The sequence below is a fragment of the Corynebacterium sp. HMSC05D03 genome (genome assembly GCF_001807205.1).
GTDB classification, from domain to species: domain Bacteria; phylum Actinomycetota; class Actinomycetes; order Mycobacteriales; family Mycobacteriaceae; genus Corynebacterium; species Corynebacterium aurimucosum.
Genome location: NZ_KV788177.1, coordinates 315207 through 331428, shown reverse-complemented (window position 1 = coordinate 331428; position 16222 = coordinate 315207). Strand labels below are relative to the sequence as shown.

At 62.1% G+C, this 16222-nt stretch carries 25 protein-coding genes; 17 read left to right on the top strand and 8 right to left on the bottom strand.

Annotated elements, in window-relative coordinates:
• Window positions 1-76 precede the first annotated feature (76 nt).
• Genes HMPREF3147_RS07895 through HMPREF3147_RS07870 form a run of 6 tightly spaced genes read right to left on the bottom strand, consistent with a single transcriptional unit; the run spans window position 77 to window position 3140 of the window.
• On the bottom strand, window positions 77-643 hold the full coding sequence (locus tag HMPREF3147_RS07895) for an Asp23/Gls24 family envelope stress response protein (RefSeq protein WP_070446585.1): 567 nt from the start codon (window positions 641-643) through the stop codon (window positions 77-79).
• The gene (locus HMPREF3147_RS07890; protein ID WP_070446584.1) at window positions 636-1214 is read right to left on the bottom strand and encodes a DUF6286 domain-containing protein; all 579 of its coding nucleotides are present in this window, start codon (window positions 1212-1214) and stop codon (window positions 636-638) included. Before HMPREF3147_RS07890 ends, HMPREF3147_RS07895 begins: the two co-directional genes overlap by 8 nt.
• A complete protein-coding gene (locus HMPREF3147_RS07885) occupies window positions 1207-2109 on the bottom strand; it encodes an Asp23/Gls24 family envelope stress response protein (RefSeq protein WP_070446583.1) in 903 nt (300 codons plus the stop codon). Before HMPREF3147_RS07885 ends, HMPREF3147_RS07890 begins: the two co-directional genes overlap by 8 nt.
• Complete coding sequence (locus HMPREF3147_RS07880; protein WP_010189668.1) at window positions 2109-2303, bottom strand: hypothetical protein; 195 nt, start codon at window positions 2301-2303, stop codon at window positions 2109-2111. Before HMPREF3147_RS07880 ends, HMPREF3147_RS07885 begins: the two co-directional genes overlap by 1 nt.
• Window positions 2304-2335: 32 nt before the next feature.
• Entirely contained in the window at window positions 2336-2641 is a 306-nt protein-coding gene (locus HMPREF3147_RS07875) for a hypothetical protein (RefSeq protein WP_070446582.1), read from the bottom strand.
• A gap of 1 nt (window position 2642) precedes the next feature.
• The gene (locus HMPREF3147_RS07870; RefSeq protein ID WP_070446581.1) at window positions 2643-3140 is read right to left on the bottom strand and encodes an Asp23/Gls24 family envelope stress response protein; all 498 of its coding nucleotides are present in this window, start codon (window positions 3138-3140) and stop codon (window positions 2643-2645) included.
• A 648-nt stretch (window positions 3141-3788) separates the two neighbouring features.
• Between HMPREF3147_RS07870 and rpsJ the strand changes: the two genes are divergently transcribed.
• From rpsJ to HMPREF3147_RS07810, 12 genes are all read left to right on the top strand, one after another.
• Window positions 3789-4094: a 30S ribosomal protein S10 gene (gene rpsJ, locus HMPREF3147_RS07865; RefSeq protein WP_003848085.1), complete on the top strand. Its 306-nt coding sequence runs from the start codon at window positions 3789-3791 to the stop codon at window positions 4092-4094.
• A 35-nt stretch (window positions 4095-4129) separates the two neighbouring features.
• Window positions 4130-4786, top strand: a complete 657-nt coding sequence (gene rplC, locus HMPREF3147_RS07860) for a 50S ribosomal protein L3 (protein WP_010189651.1) — start codon at window positions 4130-4132, stop codon at window positions 4784-4786.
• Entirely contained in the window at window positions 4783-5445 is a 663-nt protein-coding gene (gene rplD, locus HMPREF3147_RS07855) for a 50S ribosomal protein L4 (protein WP_010189650.1), read from the top strand. The genes rplC and rplD overlap by 4 nt, the downstream gene beginning before the upstream one ends.
• Complete coding sequence (rplW, locus tag HMPREF3147_RS07850) at window positions 5445-5747, top strand: 50S ribosomal protein L23 (RefSeq protein ID WP_010189649.1); 303 nt, start codon at window positions 5445-5447, stop codon at window positions 5745-5747. Before rplD ends, rplW begins: the two co-directional genes overlap by 1 nt.
• 35 nt (window positions 5748-5782) lie before the next feature.
• A complete protein-coding gene (gene rplB / locus HMPREF3147_RS07845) occupies window positions 5783-6619 on the top strand; it encodes a 50S ribosomal protein L2 (protein WP_010189648.1) in 837 nt (278 codons plus the stop codon).
• Between the two features lie 13 nt (window positions 6620-6632).
• Complete coding sequence (rpsS, locus tag HMPREF3147_RS07840) at window positions 6633-6911, top strand: 30S ribosomal protein S19 (RefSeq protein WP_010189646.1); 279 nt, start codon at window positions 6633-6635, stop codon at window positions 6909-6911.
• A 3-nt stretch (window positions 6912-6914) separates the two neighbouring features.
• Entirely contained in the window at window positions 6915-7277 is a 363-nt protein-coding gene (gene rplV / locus HMPREF3147_RS07835) for a 50S ribosomal protein L22 (RefSeq protein WP_010189645.1), read from the top strand.
• Complete coding sequence (gene rpsC / locus HMPREF3147_RS07830) at window positions 7277-8023, top strand: 30S ribosomal protein S3 (RefSeq protein ID WP_070446580.1); 747 nt, start codon at window positions 7277-7279, stop codon at window positions 8021-8023. Before rplV ends, rpsC begins: the two co-directional genes overlap by 1 nt.
• Window positions 8024-8026: 3 nt before the next feature.
• A complete protein-coding gene (gene rplP / locus HMPREF3147_RS07825; RefSeq protein WP_010189643.1) occupies window positions 8027-8443 on the top strand; it encodes a 50S ribosomal protein L16 in 417 nt (138 codons plus the stop codon).
• On the top strand, window positions 8443-8673 hold the full coding sequence (gene rpmC / locus HMPREF3147_RS07820; protein ID WP_005276944.1) for a 50S ribosomal protein L29: 231 nt from the start codon (window positions 8443-8445) through the stop codon (window positions 8671-8673). The genes rplP and rpmC overlap by 1 nt, the downstream gene beginning before the upstream one ends.
• Window positions 8674-8675: 2 nt before the next feature.
• Window positions 8676-8957 carry a 30S ribosomal protein S17 gene (gene rpsQ, locus HMPREF3147_RS07815; protein WP_010189641.1) on the top strand — a complete coding sequence of 94 codons (282 nt, stop codon included), beginning with the start codon at window positions 8676-8678 and terminating at the stop codon, window positions 8955-8957.
• Window positions 8958-9144: 187 nt separating this feature from the next.
• A complete protein-coding gene (locus HMPREF3147_RS07810; RefSeq protein WP_070446577.1) occupies window positions 9145-9867 on the top strand; it encodes a hypothetical protein in 723 nt (240 codons plus the stop codon).
• Window positions 9868-9920: 53 nt separating this feature from the next.
• On the opposite strand, the gene HMPREF3147_RS07805 is transcribed toward HMPREF3147_RS07810, so the two are convergent.
• Both HMPREF3147_RS07805 and HMPREF3147_RS07800 read right to left on the bottom strand, forming a co-directional pair.
• The gene (locus HMPREF3147_RS07805; RefSeq protein WP_070446576.1) at window positions 9921-10313 is read right to left on the bottom strand and encodes a hypothetical protein; all 393 of its coding nucleotides are present in this window, start codon (window positions 10311-10313) and stop codon (window positions 9921-9923) included.
• On the bottom strand, window positions 10310-11179 hold the full coding sequence (locus tag HMPREF3147_RS07800) for a carbohydrate kinase family protein (RefSeq protein ID WP_070446602.1): 870 nt from the start codon (window positions 11177-11179) through the stop codon (window positions 10310-10312). Before HMPREF3147_RS07800 ends, HMPREF3147_RS07805 begins: the two co-directional genes overlap by 4 nt.
• Window positions 11180-11200: 21 nt before the next feature.
• Here HMPREF3147_RS07800 and HMPREF3147_RS07795 point away from each other — a divergent pair, with 21 nt between their 5' ends.
• From HMPREF3147_RS07795 to rplE, 5 genes are all read left to right on the top strand, one after another.
• The gene (locus tag HMPREF3147_RS07795) at window positions 11201-12526 is read left to right on the top strand and encodes a glycoside hydrolase family 32 protein (RefSeq protein WP_070446574.1); all 1326 of its coding nucleotides are present in this window, start codon (window positions 11201-11203) and stop codon (window positions 12524-12526) included.
• Between the two features lie 112 nt (window positions 12527-12638).
• A complete protein-coding gene (locus HMPREF3147_RS07790) occupies window positions 12639-14645 on the top strand; it encodes a sucrose-specific PTS transporter subunit IIBC (RefSeq protein WP_070446573.1) in 2007 nt (668 codons plus the stop codon).
• A gap of 291 nt (window positions 14646-14936) precedes the next feature.
• Window positions 14937-15305, top strand: a complete 369-nt coding sequence (rplN, locus tag HMPREF3147_RS07785) for a 50S ribosomal protein L14 (protein ID WP_070446572.1) — start codon at window positions 14937-14939, stop codon at window positions 15303-15305.
• 4 nt (window positions 15306-15309) lie between these two features.
• A complete protein-coding gene (gene rplX / locus HMPREF3147_RS07780) occupies window positions 15310-15624 on the top strand; it encodes a 50S ribosomal protein L24 (RefSeq protein WP_005527724.1) in 315 nt (104 codons plus the stop codon).
• Window position 15625: 1 nt separating this feature from the next.
• Complete coding sequence (gene rplE / locus HMPREF3147_RS07775; protein WP_010189579.1) at window positions 15626-16177, top strand: 50S ribosomal protein L5; 552 nt, start codon at window positions 15626-15628, stop codon at window positions 16175-16177.
• The last annotated feature ends 45 nt before the right edge of the window (window positions 16178-16222 follow it).

The following is a 16222-nucleotide window of genomic DNA, read 5'->3' as shown; positions in this document are numbered from 1 at the left end:
CTAAAACAGCACTAGCCACCCCGCAACCGGAGGAGCAAACGCCGAGCTCAGTGGCGGCTTATGAGCAAGAGAAATGCTATGTGGCCGCGTTGCGGACCTTCGTGAAGTGAACCTTGTACCGCGTATCCACATCCACGTCCGGGAAGGCCGCGCGGAAGTCGCGGTCATTGACCTCAATGGCATCCTTGATGCGCAGCAGCGGGGTATCGGGATCCGCTAGCACCTCATACTGCAACGTCGGCCGCGAGCGGTCGTAGGCTACCAGCCGCGATACTTTCTCCACGCCCTCAATGTCAGCGAGAGTATCCGCTACCGCCCCTGCAATCGCGGGCATCTCCGTCTTAATCGCACCCTCCTCATTCGATTCCTCCGAGGGCATCGAATTAAAGCGATGATGGCGCAGGTTGCTTATCACCAGCCACAGGCCGGTGAGGGCACAGATGATCGTCGCCAAGCCCAGCGCAAAAGGCCACCAAGACTGCCCAGGCAGACCCGCCCACGTGTCGTGGTCCACCCACGAGGCCAAGTACGTAGCGAAAGGCACGTCGAAGTGGATGAGAATCGGCCACACGCCCAAAGCTATGAGCAGGATTCCCAACACCGCAAGTATCGCGCGGTCCACACCCGCAAGTGCCTTAGACATTGGCGATATCCTCCTGTTCATCCTCAATCACCACGGTAATCTCCGGAGCCGGCGTGATAGCCGCCAGCGCCGCCGTCACTGCTTCAGTCACGCGCTCTTTGAGCTGCGCATCATCAGCATCGCCCGTGGCAGTCACCGTGATTCGGGAGCGCTCCTTAGTAATCTTCGCCCGACTCCGCGCCGCCGTGGTCCCCGGCACCCGACGCGCCGTTGCCGACGCCACCCGCGCAATGTCCACCGCACGCAGCCACATCGACGCATCCTCAGAGTCAATCCGCACGTGCGTTGTCTTCCGCGGCGCACACGCCGCCCACAACAGAATCAACCCGACGAAGATCGCCACGCCCCCGGCCACAAGCATCCATGTATGGATCTCCGGCGAGGACATCACGTCGATGAAGGGCTGCAGCCACGAGGTTGCGCCCTCGTTGGCACCTGCCACCCAGGCCTCACGCCCCACGACGACGGCGGCCGCGAGCAGCAGGATGCCCACGATGATGGTCCACCCCCGCGCCGGTGGGGAGGCCTTCGGGCGTTGCCCGAAGCCAGCGGGCAGCGAGTGATCACTCATGATGGCCTCCTTCGCGGATGGTGATGGCGCGCAGCGGCACCGGACGTGGAACGTCTACCCGGCGTGTGAACTCGGCCGAGGGCCGAATCGCAATTGGGCGAAGCTGAAGCGGCTTGGCATGCGGGACGCGAAGCGGAGAAGTGTGCGGAAGGTCCACGCCGCGCGGTTCAACCGGGCGGGGCACTTCGACGTGGCGCAGCGCGAACTCCCGTGGCGCAGGCACCGAGCGGACCTGTACCGGCGCAGGATCCGTGACTGCGCGCAGCGGCTGCGGTTCGGGCGTGTGGATGGGGCGCAGCTTGTCGTAGCGATTCTCGCCGGGGCCGAAACCTTCCGTGCGCACCTTAACGTCCGCAGGCTTGCCGACGCCCCTCACCCGCACCGCCTCCGGCACCCTCACCGTGCGTACAGGGACCGGCGCAGGGGTCGACACTTGGCGCACCGCGGCGCGCTGGCTTACGTCCACCGGCTTCACAGCGCGCTCCGGAACAATCGCCGGAATCTGCGCCGACAGTGGCGCGCGTGTCTCGACCGCCAGCGCGGTTGTACGCTCGCCTGGGACCGCACCGCCCACCGTTACGTTGACGCGAGTGGTGCGAAAACCTGTGAAATCGCGGACTGCCTCGCGGATTGCCGTGCGGACTGCCTTCGCCACCTCGGTGACGGGGGAGGGCCAGTACACAGCGATGTCGACATCCACCGCCACCATCTGCGTATCCGGGTCCATTTGCGCCATCACGCGCGGAAAGGCGCGGCCGGCGAGGCCGGCTAATTTGGCGTCGACAGCCGCGGTCCCCGGCACGCTCGCAATGGCGGCGTTAATGACCTTTTCCATCGCGCGCAGGGAAAAGCGGGTTCGCCCGAAGAGGGCGACCCCGGTTGATTCGGTGCTCACTAGCCTCGGCCTCTATCCTGGCCGACCACGCCCTTCCACACCGCGGTGAGGTCAATGCGGCCGTCGAAATGCGCGCCGATGACGCCGCCGACCGCGGCAAGCAAGACCGCGAGCGCGACGTACCACACGCCGAGGTAGATGAAAAAGGCCAGAACCAAGCCGGCGATCACGCCGAGGGAGGTGTAGTTCTTCATGGTTTTCCTTTAGTTCTGTATGTCGGTTCCTTTTAGACCGCGTCGTCGAAGACCACGTCTACGCGGCGCACTGCGGGCCAGGTGGCGCGGACGGTGGTGCGGGTGACGTCGCCAAGCTCGGCGAGTGGTACGCCTGCGCTGACATCAACGACAATGTGCAGCTCCAGGTGCGTGTCATCCTGCGAGCTGGGGCGGCGGATGCCGTGCACGCGCTCACCGGGAAAGAGCAGCGCGACCTCCCCGAATCGGCCGGGCGAGAGCTTGGCGACGCCCCTCAGATCCGTCACCGCCGCCGCTATGGACGTGGCAAGGGGGAGGGTGAGCTCGGCAGAGGTCACGTTATGCCTGGCCCTGGGTAACCGCCGGGGTTGCCTCGGCAGACTCGTCTTCTTCGCGTGGCAGCTTGACGTCGTGGACGACGACGTCGACGCGATCGACGGACAGGCCGGTCATGCGTTCGACCGCATTCATGATGTTGCGGCGAATAGCCTCGGCGAGCTCGTGGATGGCAACGCCGTACTCGGCGATGATGGCGATATCAATGGAAGCGGTGCCGTTGTTCACCTCGACGCTCACGCCCTGGCGGACGTCCTCGGAAGCGCCGAAGGATTCGCGGATGGAGCCCATCATGCGGGCGCCACCGCCGCCGAGGGCGGCGACGCCGGAAACCTCGCGGGCGGCGATGCCGGCGATCTTGGACACAACGACATCATCGATGCGGGTGGTGCCGAAATCGGTCTCCAGGTTCTTGTTGCGCTCCGGGGCAGGCGCCGGGGTGGCGTCGTTCGCCGGGGCGGTCTGCTCGGCGACGTCCTTGGGGGTTGTGTTTTCAGCCATGGTGGATCCCTCTCATTGTGTAGTTGATGTAGGTATGTATCTACGTCACGAGCTTAACCGTGAACGCGGTCCGCGGGGCGGCGGGGAGCCGAACCTTGGCCAAAACGTGATGTTACCCACTGTTTACGCAGGAGTTTGGAAAACGCGAGGTTACGTGCTTAAATACAGGGGTTGCTTTAACACAGCGACGTAACCACAGGCTTCAGCTTGTAGGGCGTTGTTGCTGGTAAGGCGAACATGACACCTTTGTTGTGGGGTTCTTTTAGAACTACACGCGAAGGTCATCCGATCGGGCTAGGTCCGCGCTTGAGCAGAGACAATCCCGAGAAGATGGACCGGAGAAGGGGCATGGCAAATAAACAGCGGCAGTATATGAATAAGACTTTGGTTGCGGATCATTGAGATCTAACGCCCCAGTCTTCTTCCTATTTACTTTGACTACGGGTCTTGTACCCCGTCACGAGCACTGCACTCTGGGCTTTTGCCTTAAGTCACTCTCGTGGTCGTCATGACAGTCAGACAACTGGCGTTGAGCCATGGCTTCCAGCCCGGACAACGTTATAGAGAAATCGAGAAGCAATTTCCCACCGCTTCACGCCCCGGATACGCCGGGAATGTGAAAGTGGGGAAGCGAGGAAGAGGATAAGCGTGGCGGGACAAAAAATCCGCATTCGGCTGAAGGCCTACGACCACGAGGCCATCGACGCTTCTGCTAAGAAGATCGTCGAGACTGTTACCCGTACGGGTGCTCGTGTTGTCGGCCCGGTGCCGCTCCCAACCGAGAAGAACGTATACGCCGTTATTCGTTCTCCGCACAAGTACAAGGACTCTCGCGAGCACTTCGAGATGCGCACTCACAAGCGCCTCATCGACATTCTCGACCCGACCCCGAAGACCGTTGACGCCCTCATGCGCATCGACCTTCCGGCAAGCGTCGACGTGAATATCCAGTAAGCGATCGACACAACGTATTTGGTGGAGAACAAACAATGAGTGAAAACGAGATCAAGGGAATTCTGGGCACCAAGCTCGGCATGACCCAGGTCTTCGACGAGGAGAACCGCGTTGTGCCGGTGACCGTCGTCGAGGCTGGCCCGTGCGTGGTTACCCAGATCCGTACGAAAGAAACCGATGGCTACAACGCCATCCAGATTGCCTTCGGCGAGAAGGACCCGCGCAAGGTCAACAAGCCTGCAACCGGTCACTTCAAGAAGGCTGGCGTGACCCCGCGCCGTTACGTCGCTGAGATCCGCATGGACGACACCTCCGCATACGAGGTCGGCCAGGAGGTCAAGGTGGACATCTTCGAGGGCGTGTCCTTCGTTGACGTTACCGGCACCACCAAGGGTCACGGCTACGCTGGCGCCATGAAGCGCCACGGCTTCGCAGGCCAGGGCGCTGCCCACGGTAACCAGGCTGCTCACCGCCGCGTTGGTGGCATTGGTGGCGCTTCGTTCCCGGGCCGCGTCTTCAAGGGTAAGCGCATGGCTGGCCGCATGGGCCAGGACCGCGTGACCACCCAGAACCTGAAGATTCAGAAGATTGATGCCGAGTCCAACCTGCTGCTCATCAAGGGTGCTATCCCGGGTGCGCGCGGTGGCCTCGTCACCGTTAAGACCGCAGTGAAGGGCGGTGCACACGCATGAGCAACCTCAAGCTAGACGTCCAGACCGCTGACGGTAAGACCAACGGCACCGTTGAGTTGCCGGCCGAGCTCTTTGACACCGAGGCATCCATTGCTTTGATGCACCAGGTTGTCAACGCACAGCTCGCTGCTGCTCGTCAGGGTACCCACAAGACCAAGACTCGCGGCGAGGTCCGCGGCGGTGGTCGCAAGCCGTTCCGTCAGAAGGGCACCGGCCGCGCCCGCCAGGGCTCCATCCGTGCGCCTCACTACACCGGTGGTGGCACCGTGCACGGCCCGGTCCCGCGTGACTACTCCCAGCGCACCCCGAAGCGCATGATCAAGGCTGCTCTCTACGGCGCACTGTCTGACCGTGCACGTAACGAGCGCATCCACGTCATCGAGGAGCTCGTCCCGGGCCAGACCCCGTCCACCAAGCAGGCCAAGGCTTTCATCGAGCGCCTCACCGACCGCAAGAATGTTCTTCTGGTCATCGGCCGCGAGGACATCAATGCTCGCCGCAGCGCCAACAACCTGCCGAACGTCCAGATCCTGGACGCCGGCCAGCTGAACACCTACGACGTCCTCTACTCGGACGACGTTGTGTTCTCCGTTGAGGCTCTGCACACCTTCGTCGAGCGCGCTACCGGCGCCGCCGAGGAAGCTAAGGAGGAGAAGTAATGGCTAAGCTCGCTAACCCGCGCGACGTCATCATCGCACCGGTTGTGTCCGAGAAGTCCTACGGCCTGATGGAACAGAACGTCTACACGTTCTACGTCTCCACGGACTCCAACAAGACCCAGATTAAAGATGCCGTCGAGCAGATCTTCGGCGTGAAGGTTGCTTCCGTGAACACCGTGAACCGTGCAGGCAAGCGCAAGCGCACCCGCACCGGCTACGGTCAGCGTAAGTCCACCAAGCGCGCCTACGTGACGCTCCGTGAAGGCAGCGACTCCATCGACGTCTTCGGCGCAGGCGCTTAAGCCCCACCGAAGAGCCGAAAGGAAAAGGAAGAATTATGGCTATTCGTAAGTACAAGCCGACAACTCCGGGTCGCCGCGCATCCTCCGTGTCCGAGTTCGAGGAAATCACTCGCTCGACCCCGGAGAAGTCCCTGCTGCGCCCGCTGAGCAAGACTGGTGGTCGTAACAACTACGGCCGCATCACCACCCGCCACATCGGCGGTGGCCACAAGCGCCGTTACCGTCTGATCGACTTCCGTCGTACCGACAAGGACGGCATCCCTGCAAAGGTCGCACACATCGAGTACGACCCGAACCGTACCGCCAACATCGCCCTCCTGCACTACGCAGACGGCGAGAAGCGCTACATCATCGCCCCGAAGGGCCTGAAGCAGGGCACCATCGTTGAGGCTGGTCCGAACGCAGATATCAAGGTTGGCAACAACCTGCCGCTGCGTAACATCCCGACTGGTACCACCATCCACGCTGTGGAGCTCAAGCCGGGCGCTGGCGCTAAGCTGGCCCGCTCCGCTGGTGCCTCCATCCAGCTGCTGGGTAAGGAAGGCAAGTACGCCATCCTGCGTATGCCGTCCTCCGAGATCCGTCGCGTCGACATCCGTTGCCGCGCCACCGTCGGTGAGGTTGGCAACGCTGACCAGATGAACATCCGTTGGGGCAAGGCCGGCCGTATGCGCTGGAAGGGCGTCCGCCCGACCGTCCGCGGTGTCGTTATGAACCCGGTCGACCACCCGCACGGTGGTGGTGAGGGTAAGACCTCGGGTGGTCGCCACCCGGTGTCGCCGTGGGGCCACAAGGAAGGCCGCACCCGCAACCCGAACCGTTACTCGAACAACATGATCGTGCGCCGTCGTCGCCCGAACAAGAAGCGCTAAGAGGAGGTAAACAATGCCACGCAGCCTTAAGAAGGGCCCGTTCGTCGATGAGCACCTCCTCAACAAGGTTGATGCTCAGAACGAGGCCGGCACCAAGCAGGTCATCAAGACCTGGTCTCGCCGTTCCACCATCCTGCCCGACTTCATCGGTCACACCTTCGCCGTCCATGACGGCCGCAAGCATGTGCCGGTGTTCGTCGAGGACTCCATGGTTGGTCACAAGCTCGGTGAGTTCGCACCCACCAAGACCTTTAAGGGTCACGTCAAGGACGACAAGAAGGGACGTCGATAAGCGATGAGTGACACCATCACCTCCGCATCCGCAACGGCTCGCTACGTCCGCGTTACCCCGATGAAGGCACGCCGCGTCATCGACTTGGTCCGCGGTAAGTCCGTAGCCGAGGCACTTGCAATCCTGAAGTACGCTCCGCAGGGCGCCGCTGAGCCGGTTGCCAAGGTTGTTGCATCCGCAGCTGCCAACGCTGAGAACAACTTCGGTCTGGACCCGCGCACCCTGGTCATCTCCGAGGCATACGCCAACGAGGGTCCGACCATGCGTCGTTTCCAGCCGCGCGCACAGGGCCGCGCATTCATGATTCGTAAGCGCACCAGCCACATCACCGTGGTTGTCGAGAGCCAGAAGGAAGGGGCCAAGTAATGGGCCAGAAGATCCATCCTCACGGCCTACGTTTGGGCATCACTTCCGACTGGAAGACCCACTGGTACGCCGATAAGGACTACGCAAACTACGTAGCCGAAGACATCAAGATCCGCGAGTACCTAGAGAAGGGCCTCGACCGCGCCGGCATTGCCGACGTCGTCATCGAGCGCACCCGCGACCGCGTCCGCGTGGACATTCACACCGCCCGCCCGGGCATCGTGATTGGCCGCCGCGGCGCTGAGGCTGACCGCATCCGTCGTGAGCTGGAGAAGCTCACGGGCAAGATGGTTGCCCTCAACATCCTCGAGGTCAAGCAGGTCGACGCCAACGCAACCCTGGTTGCACAGTCCATCGCGGAGCAGCTGGTTAACCGCGTCGCATTCCGTCGTGCAATGCGCAAGGCTATCCAGTCCGCTATGCGCCAGCCGCAGGTCAAGGGCATCAAGATTCTGCTGTCCGGCCGCCTGGGCGGTGCAGAAATGTCTCGCGTTGAGCGCTACCACGAGGGTCGCGTTCCGCTGCACACCCTTCGCGCCGAAATCGACTACGGCACCGCAGAGGCCCACACCACCTTCGGCCGCATCGGCATCAAGGTGTGGATCTACAAGGGTGACGTTGTCGGTGGCGTCCGCGAGTCCGAACTGAACGCTCCGGCGCAGGGCCGCGGCCGCGGTGACCGTAACGGTCGCTCGCGCCGTGGTGGCCAGCGTCGCCAGCGCGCACAGCAGAAGCAGGAGGGCTAATCCATGCTGATTCCTAAGCGCGTCAAGTACCGTCGCCAGCACCGCCCGACCCGCTCGGGTGTGTCCAAGGGCGGTAACCGCATCAACTTCGGTGACTACGCCATCCAGGCTCTTGAGCCGGCGTACATCACCAACCGCCAGATTGAGGCCGCACGTATTGCCATCAACCGCCACGTCAAGCGTGGTGGCAAGGTGTGGATCAACATCTTCCCGGACCGTCCGCTGACCCAGAAGCCGCTCGGCGTGCGTATGGGTTCCGGTAAGGGTCCCGTCGAGAAGTGGGTTGCCAACGTTAAGCCGGGCCGCATCCTCTTCGAGATGACCTACCCGAACGAAGCTACCGCCATCGAGGCTCTGCGCCGCGCTGGCCAGAAGCTTCCGTGCAAGGTCCGCATCATCAAGAAGGAGGACCAGTTCTAATGGCTACCGGTACCCCCGCCCACGAGTTCCGTGAGCTCGACAACGCTGAGCTGGAAACCCGCCTGAAGGATGCGAAGGAAGAGCTCTTCAACCTTCGCTTCCAGAAGGCCACTGGCCAGCTGACCAACAACCGCCGCATCGGCACGGTTAAGCGCGACATCGCCCGCATCTACACCGTTCTGCGCGAGCGTGAGCTGGGACTGTCCGTTGCTCCGGGAGCTGAGGCTTAATCATGAGTGAGGCAAACGTGAACACTAAGAAGGAAAAGGGCGCTCGCAAGACCCGCACCGGCATCGTTGTCTCCGACAAGATGAATAAGACCATCGTTGTCGAGCTCGAGGACCGCAAGCAGCACGCCCTCTACGGCAAGATTATGCGCACTAACAAGAAGGTTAAGGCGCACGACGAGAACGAGACCGCCGGCATCGGCGACCGCGTTCTCATCGCCGAGACTCGCCCGCTGTCCAAGGACAAGCACTTCCGTCTCGTCGAGATCGTGGAGAAGGCTAAGTAATATCTAGCCCTCTTCGATATCAATGACCCCCACGTTCACCGTGGGGGTCTTTTTTATGCCCCCTATCGGGCTGAATCGGCGCAACACAGCACAGGCTGGCTAGGGGAATGCTCTCCGATTTTATCCGGCTGCGCTGCAGGAACGTGCTAGGGTTAGGCCGTTCATCTCCTGAAAGGTTTAACGCCGTATGTCCGCGTTCTCTCGCTCTCTGCTTACCCTTGTCTGCGCTTCCTCCGTAGCGGCCCTCGTCGGTTGCGCCGCAGAGGAGCCGGCCCCCGTTGCTGCCGACGCCCCGGCTATGGACTCCGCCGCGGACGTTTCACCTACGCAAGCTAAACCGGAGTCGGAGGCGCAGCCCCAGCCCAGCACCGAAGCTGCCGGACCCAAACCGACGCTTCCGGCGGGCTACTCGCCTGGTGCCGGTAATTCTGGCACCGCCGAGGTCACGAAGACACCTGCACCCAACGATGGAAACAATGCCGAGGCGGACACCTCCGTCACCAGTGGCATCGAAAAGTGCGAGTACCGGAAGGATCGCATTGCCAGTGAGGGCAATCCTGCCGATGCTCCCACCACGGTGTCAGGCACTGTGCACAAGGTCAAAGCAGGCGACCTCGATGGTGGCGTGCCAGGCATTGTCGTGTCCGATTACGCCTCGACAGAGGTCTGGTTCTTGGCCTTGGATGCGCCCACCACCTTGAGCGGATATAAGAGTGGCAGCCCGTCACGGAAAACGTTGACCTTTTCCGGCAAGAGTTGCATTGGGCTCGTCGAGAAAAGCGCGTGGGCAGGCTACGAAGGCAAGCACGTCACCTTGCCCTTTGAACCCGACCGCGGCTGGTGGCAAAGCGATACGAGCGTTCCTATGGGTGCGCTGTACGTGGATTACACCCCAGACGAAGTCCTCTAGGGAACGCGTGCTCTGAATCGGGCGGCGAACCCGGGGCGGAAGCCTCCAAGAGTCTAGCGTGTGCCCCGGTGCGTGAGTGCAATGGCGAGACAGAATGCGCTCAACACCGCGCCTACCGCGAGAAGGAACGTGCCGATACGGTAGGGCGTGGCGCTCACCAGGTCGATGGTGTTATAAATCCGCAGCCACACCAACCAGCCAGCGATGAGCGCAGCGCTGCCTACCGCCGACAGGGCTCGTAAACCGCGGGTGGGGCGCTGGGAGGGGGAGAAGGCGTGGTAGGAGGCGTCGACAAGCGCGAGTGCGGCGAGCACCACCGACGCCCACGCCGCAAGCGGCACCGGTAGAAGCGCTGCGGCACCGAAGACCACCGGCAGGATAAAAGCCACGGCTACCAGCACAAAGAGCAGGCCGTGCACTACGCTGGCACGCACTGGGTAGTTCATAGGCGCTCCTCCACTTCAGAACACGTGGGCGGTTGCGCGCCCGTGCGGGACACCGTAATGGCTGCGGCCGTCGCCGCGAAGTGGAGGATCTCCTGCCACTCTTCGGCGCTTAATGCGCTGATATCCCGCGTTAGCAACTGGCTCAGCAGCGCGGCCATGACCGTGTCACCGGCGCCAATGGTGTCTGCCACCTCGACCTTAACCGGTGGGACCTGCGCCGATACCGAATCCGTGCGTACGCTCAGCCCTTCTGCGCCGCGCGTGGTTACCACTACAGGTACGTGGGCCAGTGCGTCTTCGCCCAGGAATTCCACTTCTTCCTCGCTCAACTTCAACAACGTGACGTGTGGCAACAGTGACAACAAGAAATCGCGGTGCTCCGGGGTGGCGAAGAAGGGGCGAATATTAGGGTCCAGCGCGACCTTCGTGCCCTTCGCGGCAAGGTCCTTCAGCAACGCGGCATAACGGGAGGCACCAGGTTCCAGGGCGAGGGAGACGGTGCCGAAACAGGCCCAGGGGACGTCGACAAGCACAGGCTCTATTAGGCGGTCCGCCGTGCCCTCCGTGTAGAAGGAATAGGTGGCCGATCCGTCCTCACCGATGTTGCAGACCGCTAGCGTCGTGGGTTCCTCACCCCGCTGCACGAGCGAGGTATCCACTCCTTCTTTATGCAGACGCTCCATGAGCGCTTGCCCGAAGGCATCGTGCGAGAGCCGCGACTGAAATCCCACGCTAGCGCCCAAACGGCTCGCCGCGACCGCCACGTTGAAGGGACCGCCGCCCAACGCCGGTGTTAAATCCGCCAGCGGCCCGCGTCCGCGCGGAACGAGGTCAACAAGGCCTTCGCCACACACCATAATGTCCATGGAACCCATACTATCGAGAGCATGAACTACCGTCCGCTTTTCCATCTCTCCCCGCCCTCCGGCCGCCTCAATGACCCGAATGGGGTCTTCATCGATGGCAACAACCTGCATGTTTATTATCAGCACGACCCCTACTTCCCGCACGCGGCGAAGCAGACAGGCTGGGGTCATGCCGTGGCCTCCTTAAGCGAGGCGAAGCCATGGCGGCACTACCCGGACGCGCTGTATCCCATCCGTGAGCACGACGCCCACGGCTGCTACTCGGGCGGCGCAGTGGTCGACGGTGAGGACGTCTGGCTGTTTTATACCGGCAATCTCAAGCGCGATGGCGTGCGGATTCCCTCGCAGAATCGCGTCCGTGCCGTCGATGCCGGCGGTCCAGAAGGCGGTTTCTATGAGCACGACCCCGCCAACCCGCTCATCAATGGCCCCGCGGAGGGCTTCACGGGGCACTACCGCGATCCCCAGATCACCCGCGATGGTGCCGGCTGGCGCATGGTGCTCGGCGCCCAAGCAGAAGACGAAAGCGGGCACGCCGTGCTCTACCGTTCTACGGACTTGGCGCAGTGGTCCTTTGAAGGCACGATCACCTTTGATACCTCGAGTGCTCAGCCGGGCCTGAGCCCGGATCTCGTGCCGGGCGGCTACATGTGGGAGTGCCCCAACCTTCTCACGCTCCGGGACCGCGCGATGGGAGAGGACAAGGACGTCTTGGTCATCTGCCCGCAAGGACTCGAGCCGGTGGTTGCTGACGGCACCACGCACTACGCCTCCTCCGATCAGTGCGGTTACCTCGTGGGCCGGTTGGAGGGCACCGTCTTCCACGTGGAGCGGGGCTTTAGCGAGCTGGATTATGGCCACCAGTTTTATGCGCCGCAGCTGGTGGAAAAGGATGGCGAGGCCATCATGCTGGGGTGGATGGGGCTGCCCGCGCAGGATGACACCCCGACGGTTGCCCAGGGCTGGGTCCACACGCTCACCTTGCCGCGGCGCGTGTGGCTGGAGGAAGGCTGGTTGCGCCAGGCGCCGTTGTGGTCGCTGCCGGCTGTGCCGGCGGAGGCAGCACGCGTTGGGTTCGGTTCGGTAGCCACGCTGACGGCCGGCGAGGGAACGTACGTGCTTGTCGACGACTCCGGGGCCGACGCCTTCCGCGTCACCTACGGCGGGGGAGAACTCCGTTTGGCAGTTGGGGACGATGAGCGCGTCGTTCCCTGCCCGGCTGGCTCCGTGGAGCTCATCGCGGATGGATGTGCCGTGGAGGTCTTCGCGGGCGATGGGCGGATTGCGGGCGCGTCGGCGATTTTTGGTGCCAGCGACGCTCGCTGGCACGGCTGGGAAGCCCGTTAGGGTGTGAATTTTCCTATATTTATGCCCGAATGCTTGGCTTTGTGTTGGGTAACGTGTCTAATGGGAGGTGACGCTATTTAATTCATCTCACTCTTCTAGGAGGCACGCCGGAATGGATCACTCACAGGTCGCGGCGCGAATACTCTCAGCCATCGGCGGCGAAGACAACATCGTGGCGCTCGCACACTGCGCCACTCGCCTGCGCATGGTGCTCAAAGACAGCAAGAAGGTCGACAAGGCCGCCCTGGAAAACGATCCGGACCTCAAAGGCATTTTTGAGGCCGGGGGCATGTTCCAGGTCATCGTCGGTCCGGGCGATGTCAACATCGTCTTCGACCAGCTCAACAAGATAACCACCAAGGACATCGCGGTCTCCACCGATAAGCTCAAGGACATTGCCGCCGATTCCGGCAACTGGTTCTCCCGCGCGGTGAAGGTCCTCGCGGATATCTTCGTGCCGCTCATCCCGATTCTGGTCGGTGGCGGTCTGCTCATGGCGCTCAACAACGTCCTGACCGTCAATGGTTTGTTTGGTGAGCAGTCCGTTATTGAGATGTTCCCGGCCATGGCAGATGTTGCTGGGCTCATTAACCTTTTGGCCTCCGCGCCGTTTGCCTTCCTGCCGATCTTGGTGGGCTTTACCGCCACCAAGCGCTTCGGCGGTAACGAGTTCCTCGGCGCCGGCATGGCCATGGCGATGGTGATGCCGGACCTGGTCAATGGTTACCAGGTGGCCGCGACCATCGAGGCAGGGGAGATGGCCTACTGGAATATCTTCGGCCTCGACGTTGCCCAAGCGGGCTACCAAGGCTCCATCCTGCCCATCCTGGTCATCGCGTGGATTCTGGCCACGATTGAGAAATTCCTGCACAAGCACCTTAAGGGAACGGTGGACTTCCTGCTCACCCCGCTGCTCACGCTGCTGGTGACGGGCTTTATTACCTTCATCGCAGTGGGGCCGGTGCTGCGCACTGCGGGCGACATGCTCGGCGCGGGTCTTAATGACCTGTACACCTTCGCCGGCCCGGTGGGCGGCTTCATCTTCGGTCTGTTCTACTCGCCGATTGTCATCACGGGCCTGCACCAATCCTTCCCGCCGATCGAGACCATGCTGTGGAACGAGGGCGGCTCCTTCATCTTTGCGGTCGCTTCCGTGGCCAACATTGCCCAGGGTGGCGTGGCCCTGGCGGTCTACTTCCTGACCCGTTCTGAGAAGCTCAAGGGTCTGTCCGGCGCTTCGGGTGTGTCCGCGCTCTTCGGTATTACCGAGCCTGCCATCTTCGGTGTGAACCTGCGACTGCGCTGGCCTTTCTACATCGGCATGGGTGCCTCCGCGATTGCCGCGACGCTCATTGCGCTTTTCGACGTCAAAGCAACCGCCCTCGGCGCCGCCGGCTTCATCGGCTTCGTCTCCATGCGTCCCGAGGATTACACGCAGTTCTTCGTCTGCGCCTTTACCTCTTTGATCCTCGCTTTCGGCGTGGCCTTTGCCTATGGCCGCTACCTCATTTCCAAGCATGGTTCCATCGACCCCGATGAGGTCGGTGCTGCCGGAACCGGCGTGGGTGGCGCGGTTCCTGCCGCCACCGCTGACCCGAATGCCTACCGCGTGGCTTCCCCGCTGGCTGGAAAAGCTATCGCCTTGGCGTCGGTCTCGGACCCGATGTTTGCCGCTGGCAAGCTGGGTGCGGGTGTGGCCGTCGAGCCGACCGAGGGGCGCCTCGTATCCCCGATTGACGGCAAGGTTACCGTCACCTTCCCCTCCAAGCACGCGTATGCCGTGCGTGGCAAGGATGCTGACGGCAACAACGTGGACATTCTCATGCACATCGGCTTCGACACCGTGAACCTGAAGGGTGAGCACTTCACCTCGCACGTGTCCAAGGGCGATGAGGTGAAGGCTGGTGACCTGCTGTGCGAGTTCGACATCGCAGCCATCAAGGCCGCCGACTACCCGGTGACCACGCCGGTCGTCGTGTCCAACTCGAAGAAGACAGGCCCGGTCCTGCCGGCCTTCGTCACGGGCGAGGAGATTTCCTTCGGCGATGCATTCCTTACCGTGGACCCGAAACCAGAACCTGCTGATGCGACAACCACCGCATCAGCCTCCAAGGCCTAGGAGTGCAGACGCGAGCGAGGGGGTATGCCGCATGGGAGCCCCGTCATGCAGCCGGGCTGTGGGAAGCAGCGGGGCGTGCAATTTGGGGAAACAGTCTTAGGCATGCTTGAATGTATGGGTTGCATATGGCCGGTCGGTGCAGCGCGATGCGTTTCCGAATCGCCGCACCGAGACCCTTCGACCGCTGTGAACAGCGAGTTCGTCGCACAGCCTGTGCCACATAAGCAAGTAGACCAGGTGTGTCAAGGACGGAAATCTTGACGCACGTTAATCCAGGTCAGGAGACCCATAGTGATTCAGAAAGAATCGCGTCTGCGCGTCGCCGATAACTCTGGTGCACGAGAGATCCTCGTCATCCGCGTTCTCGGCGGCTCCGTTCGACGTTTCGCTGGCATTGGTGACATCGTCGTCGCCACTGTCAAGGAAGCCATCCCGGGTGGCAACGTAAAGGAAGGCGACATCGTCAAGGCCGTCATCGTACGCGCCAAGAAGGAGACCCGTCGCCCGGACGGCTCCTACATCGCATTCGATGAAAACGCCGCAGTTATTCTCAAGGGTGACAACGAGCCGCGCGGTACCCGCATCTTCGGCCCGGTTGCTCGCGAACTTCGTGACAAGCGCTTCATGAAGATCGTTTCTCTCGCACCGGAGGTGATCTAGTCTTATGAAGATTCATAAGGGCGATATGGTGATCGTTATTTCGGGCCCGGACAAGGGCGCGAAGGGCAAGGTCATCGAGGCATACCCGAAGCGTGACAAGGTCCTCGTTGAGGGCGTTAACCGCGTCAAGAAGCACGTTGCTAACTCCGCTACCGAGCGTGGCGCCGAGTCCGGCGGAATCGTTACCCAGGAAGCTCCGATCCACGTGTCCAACGTTGCGATCGTTGACTCCGAGGGCAACCCGACCCGCGTGGGCTACCGTTTCGACGAGAACGGCAAGAAGGTCCGCATCGCACGTAGCAACGGGAAGGACATCTAAAATGAGCGAGAACTACACTCCGCGTCTGAAGACCCGCTACCGCGAGGAAATCAAGAAGGCTCTGAACGAAGAGTTCAAGTACGAGAACGTGATGCAGATTCCGGGCGTCACCAAGGTTGTCGTCAACATGGGTGTGGGCGACGCTGCCCGCGACTCCAAGATGATCAACGGCGCTCTCGAGGACCTTACCGCTATCACCGGCCAGAAGCCGCAGGTGCGTCGCGCTAAGAAGTCCATCGCTAACTTCAAGCTCCGCGAGGGCATGCCCATCGGCGCACGCGTTACCCTGCGTGGCGACCGCATGTGGGAGTTCCTGGACCGCCTGCTGACCATCGCGCTGCCGCGTATTCGCGACTTCCGCGGTCTCTCCGACCAGCAGTTCGACGGCCACGGCAACTACACCTTCGGCCTCAGCGAGCAGACCATGTTCTACGAGATCGACATCGACAAGGTGGACCGCCCGCGCGGTATGGACATCACCGTCGTCACCTCCGCTACCAACGACGAGGAAGGCCGCAAGCTCCTGCGCGAGCTCGGCTTCCCGTTCAAGTAAGCGGCGACACTTTCTCTTTGAGATAGAGAACGACCCCCGGTACTC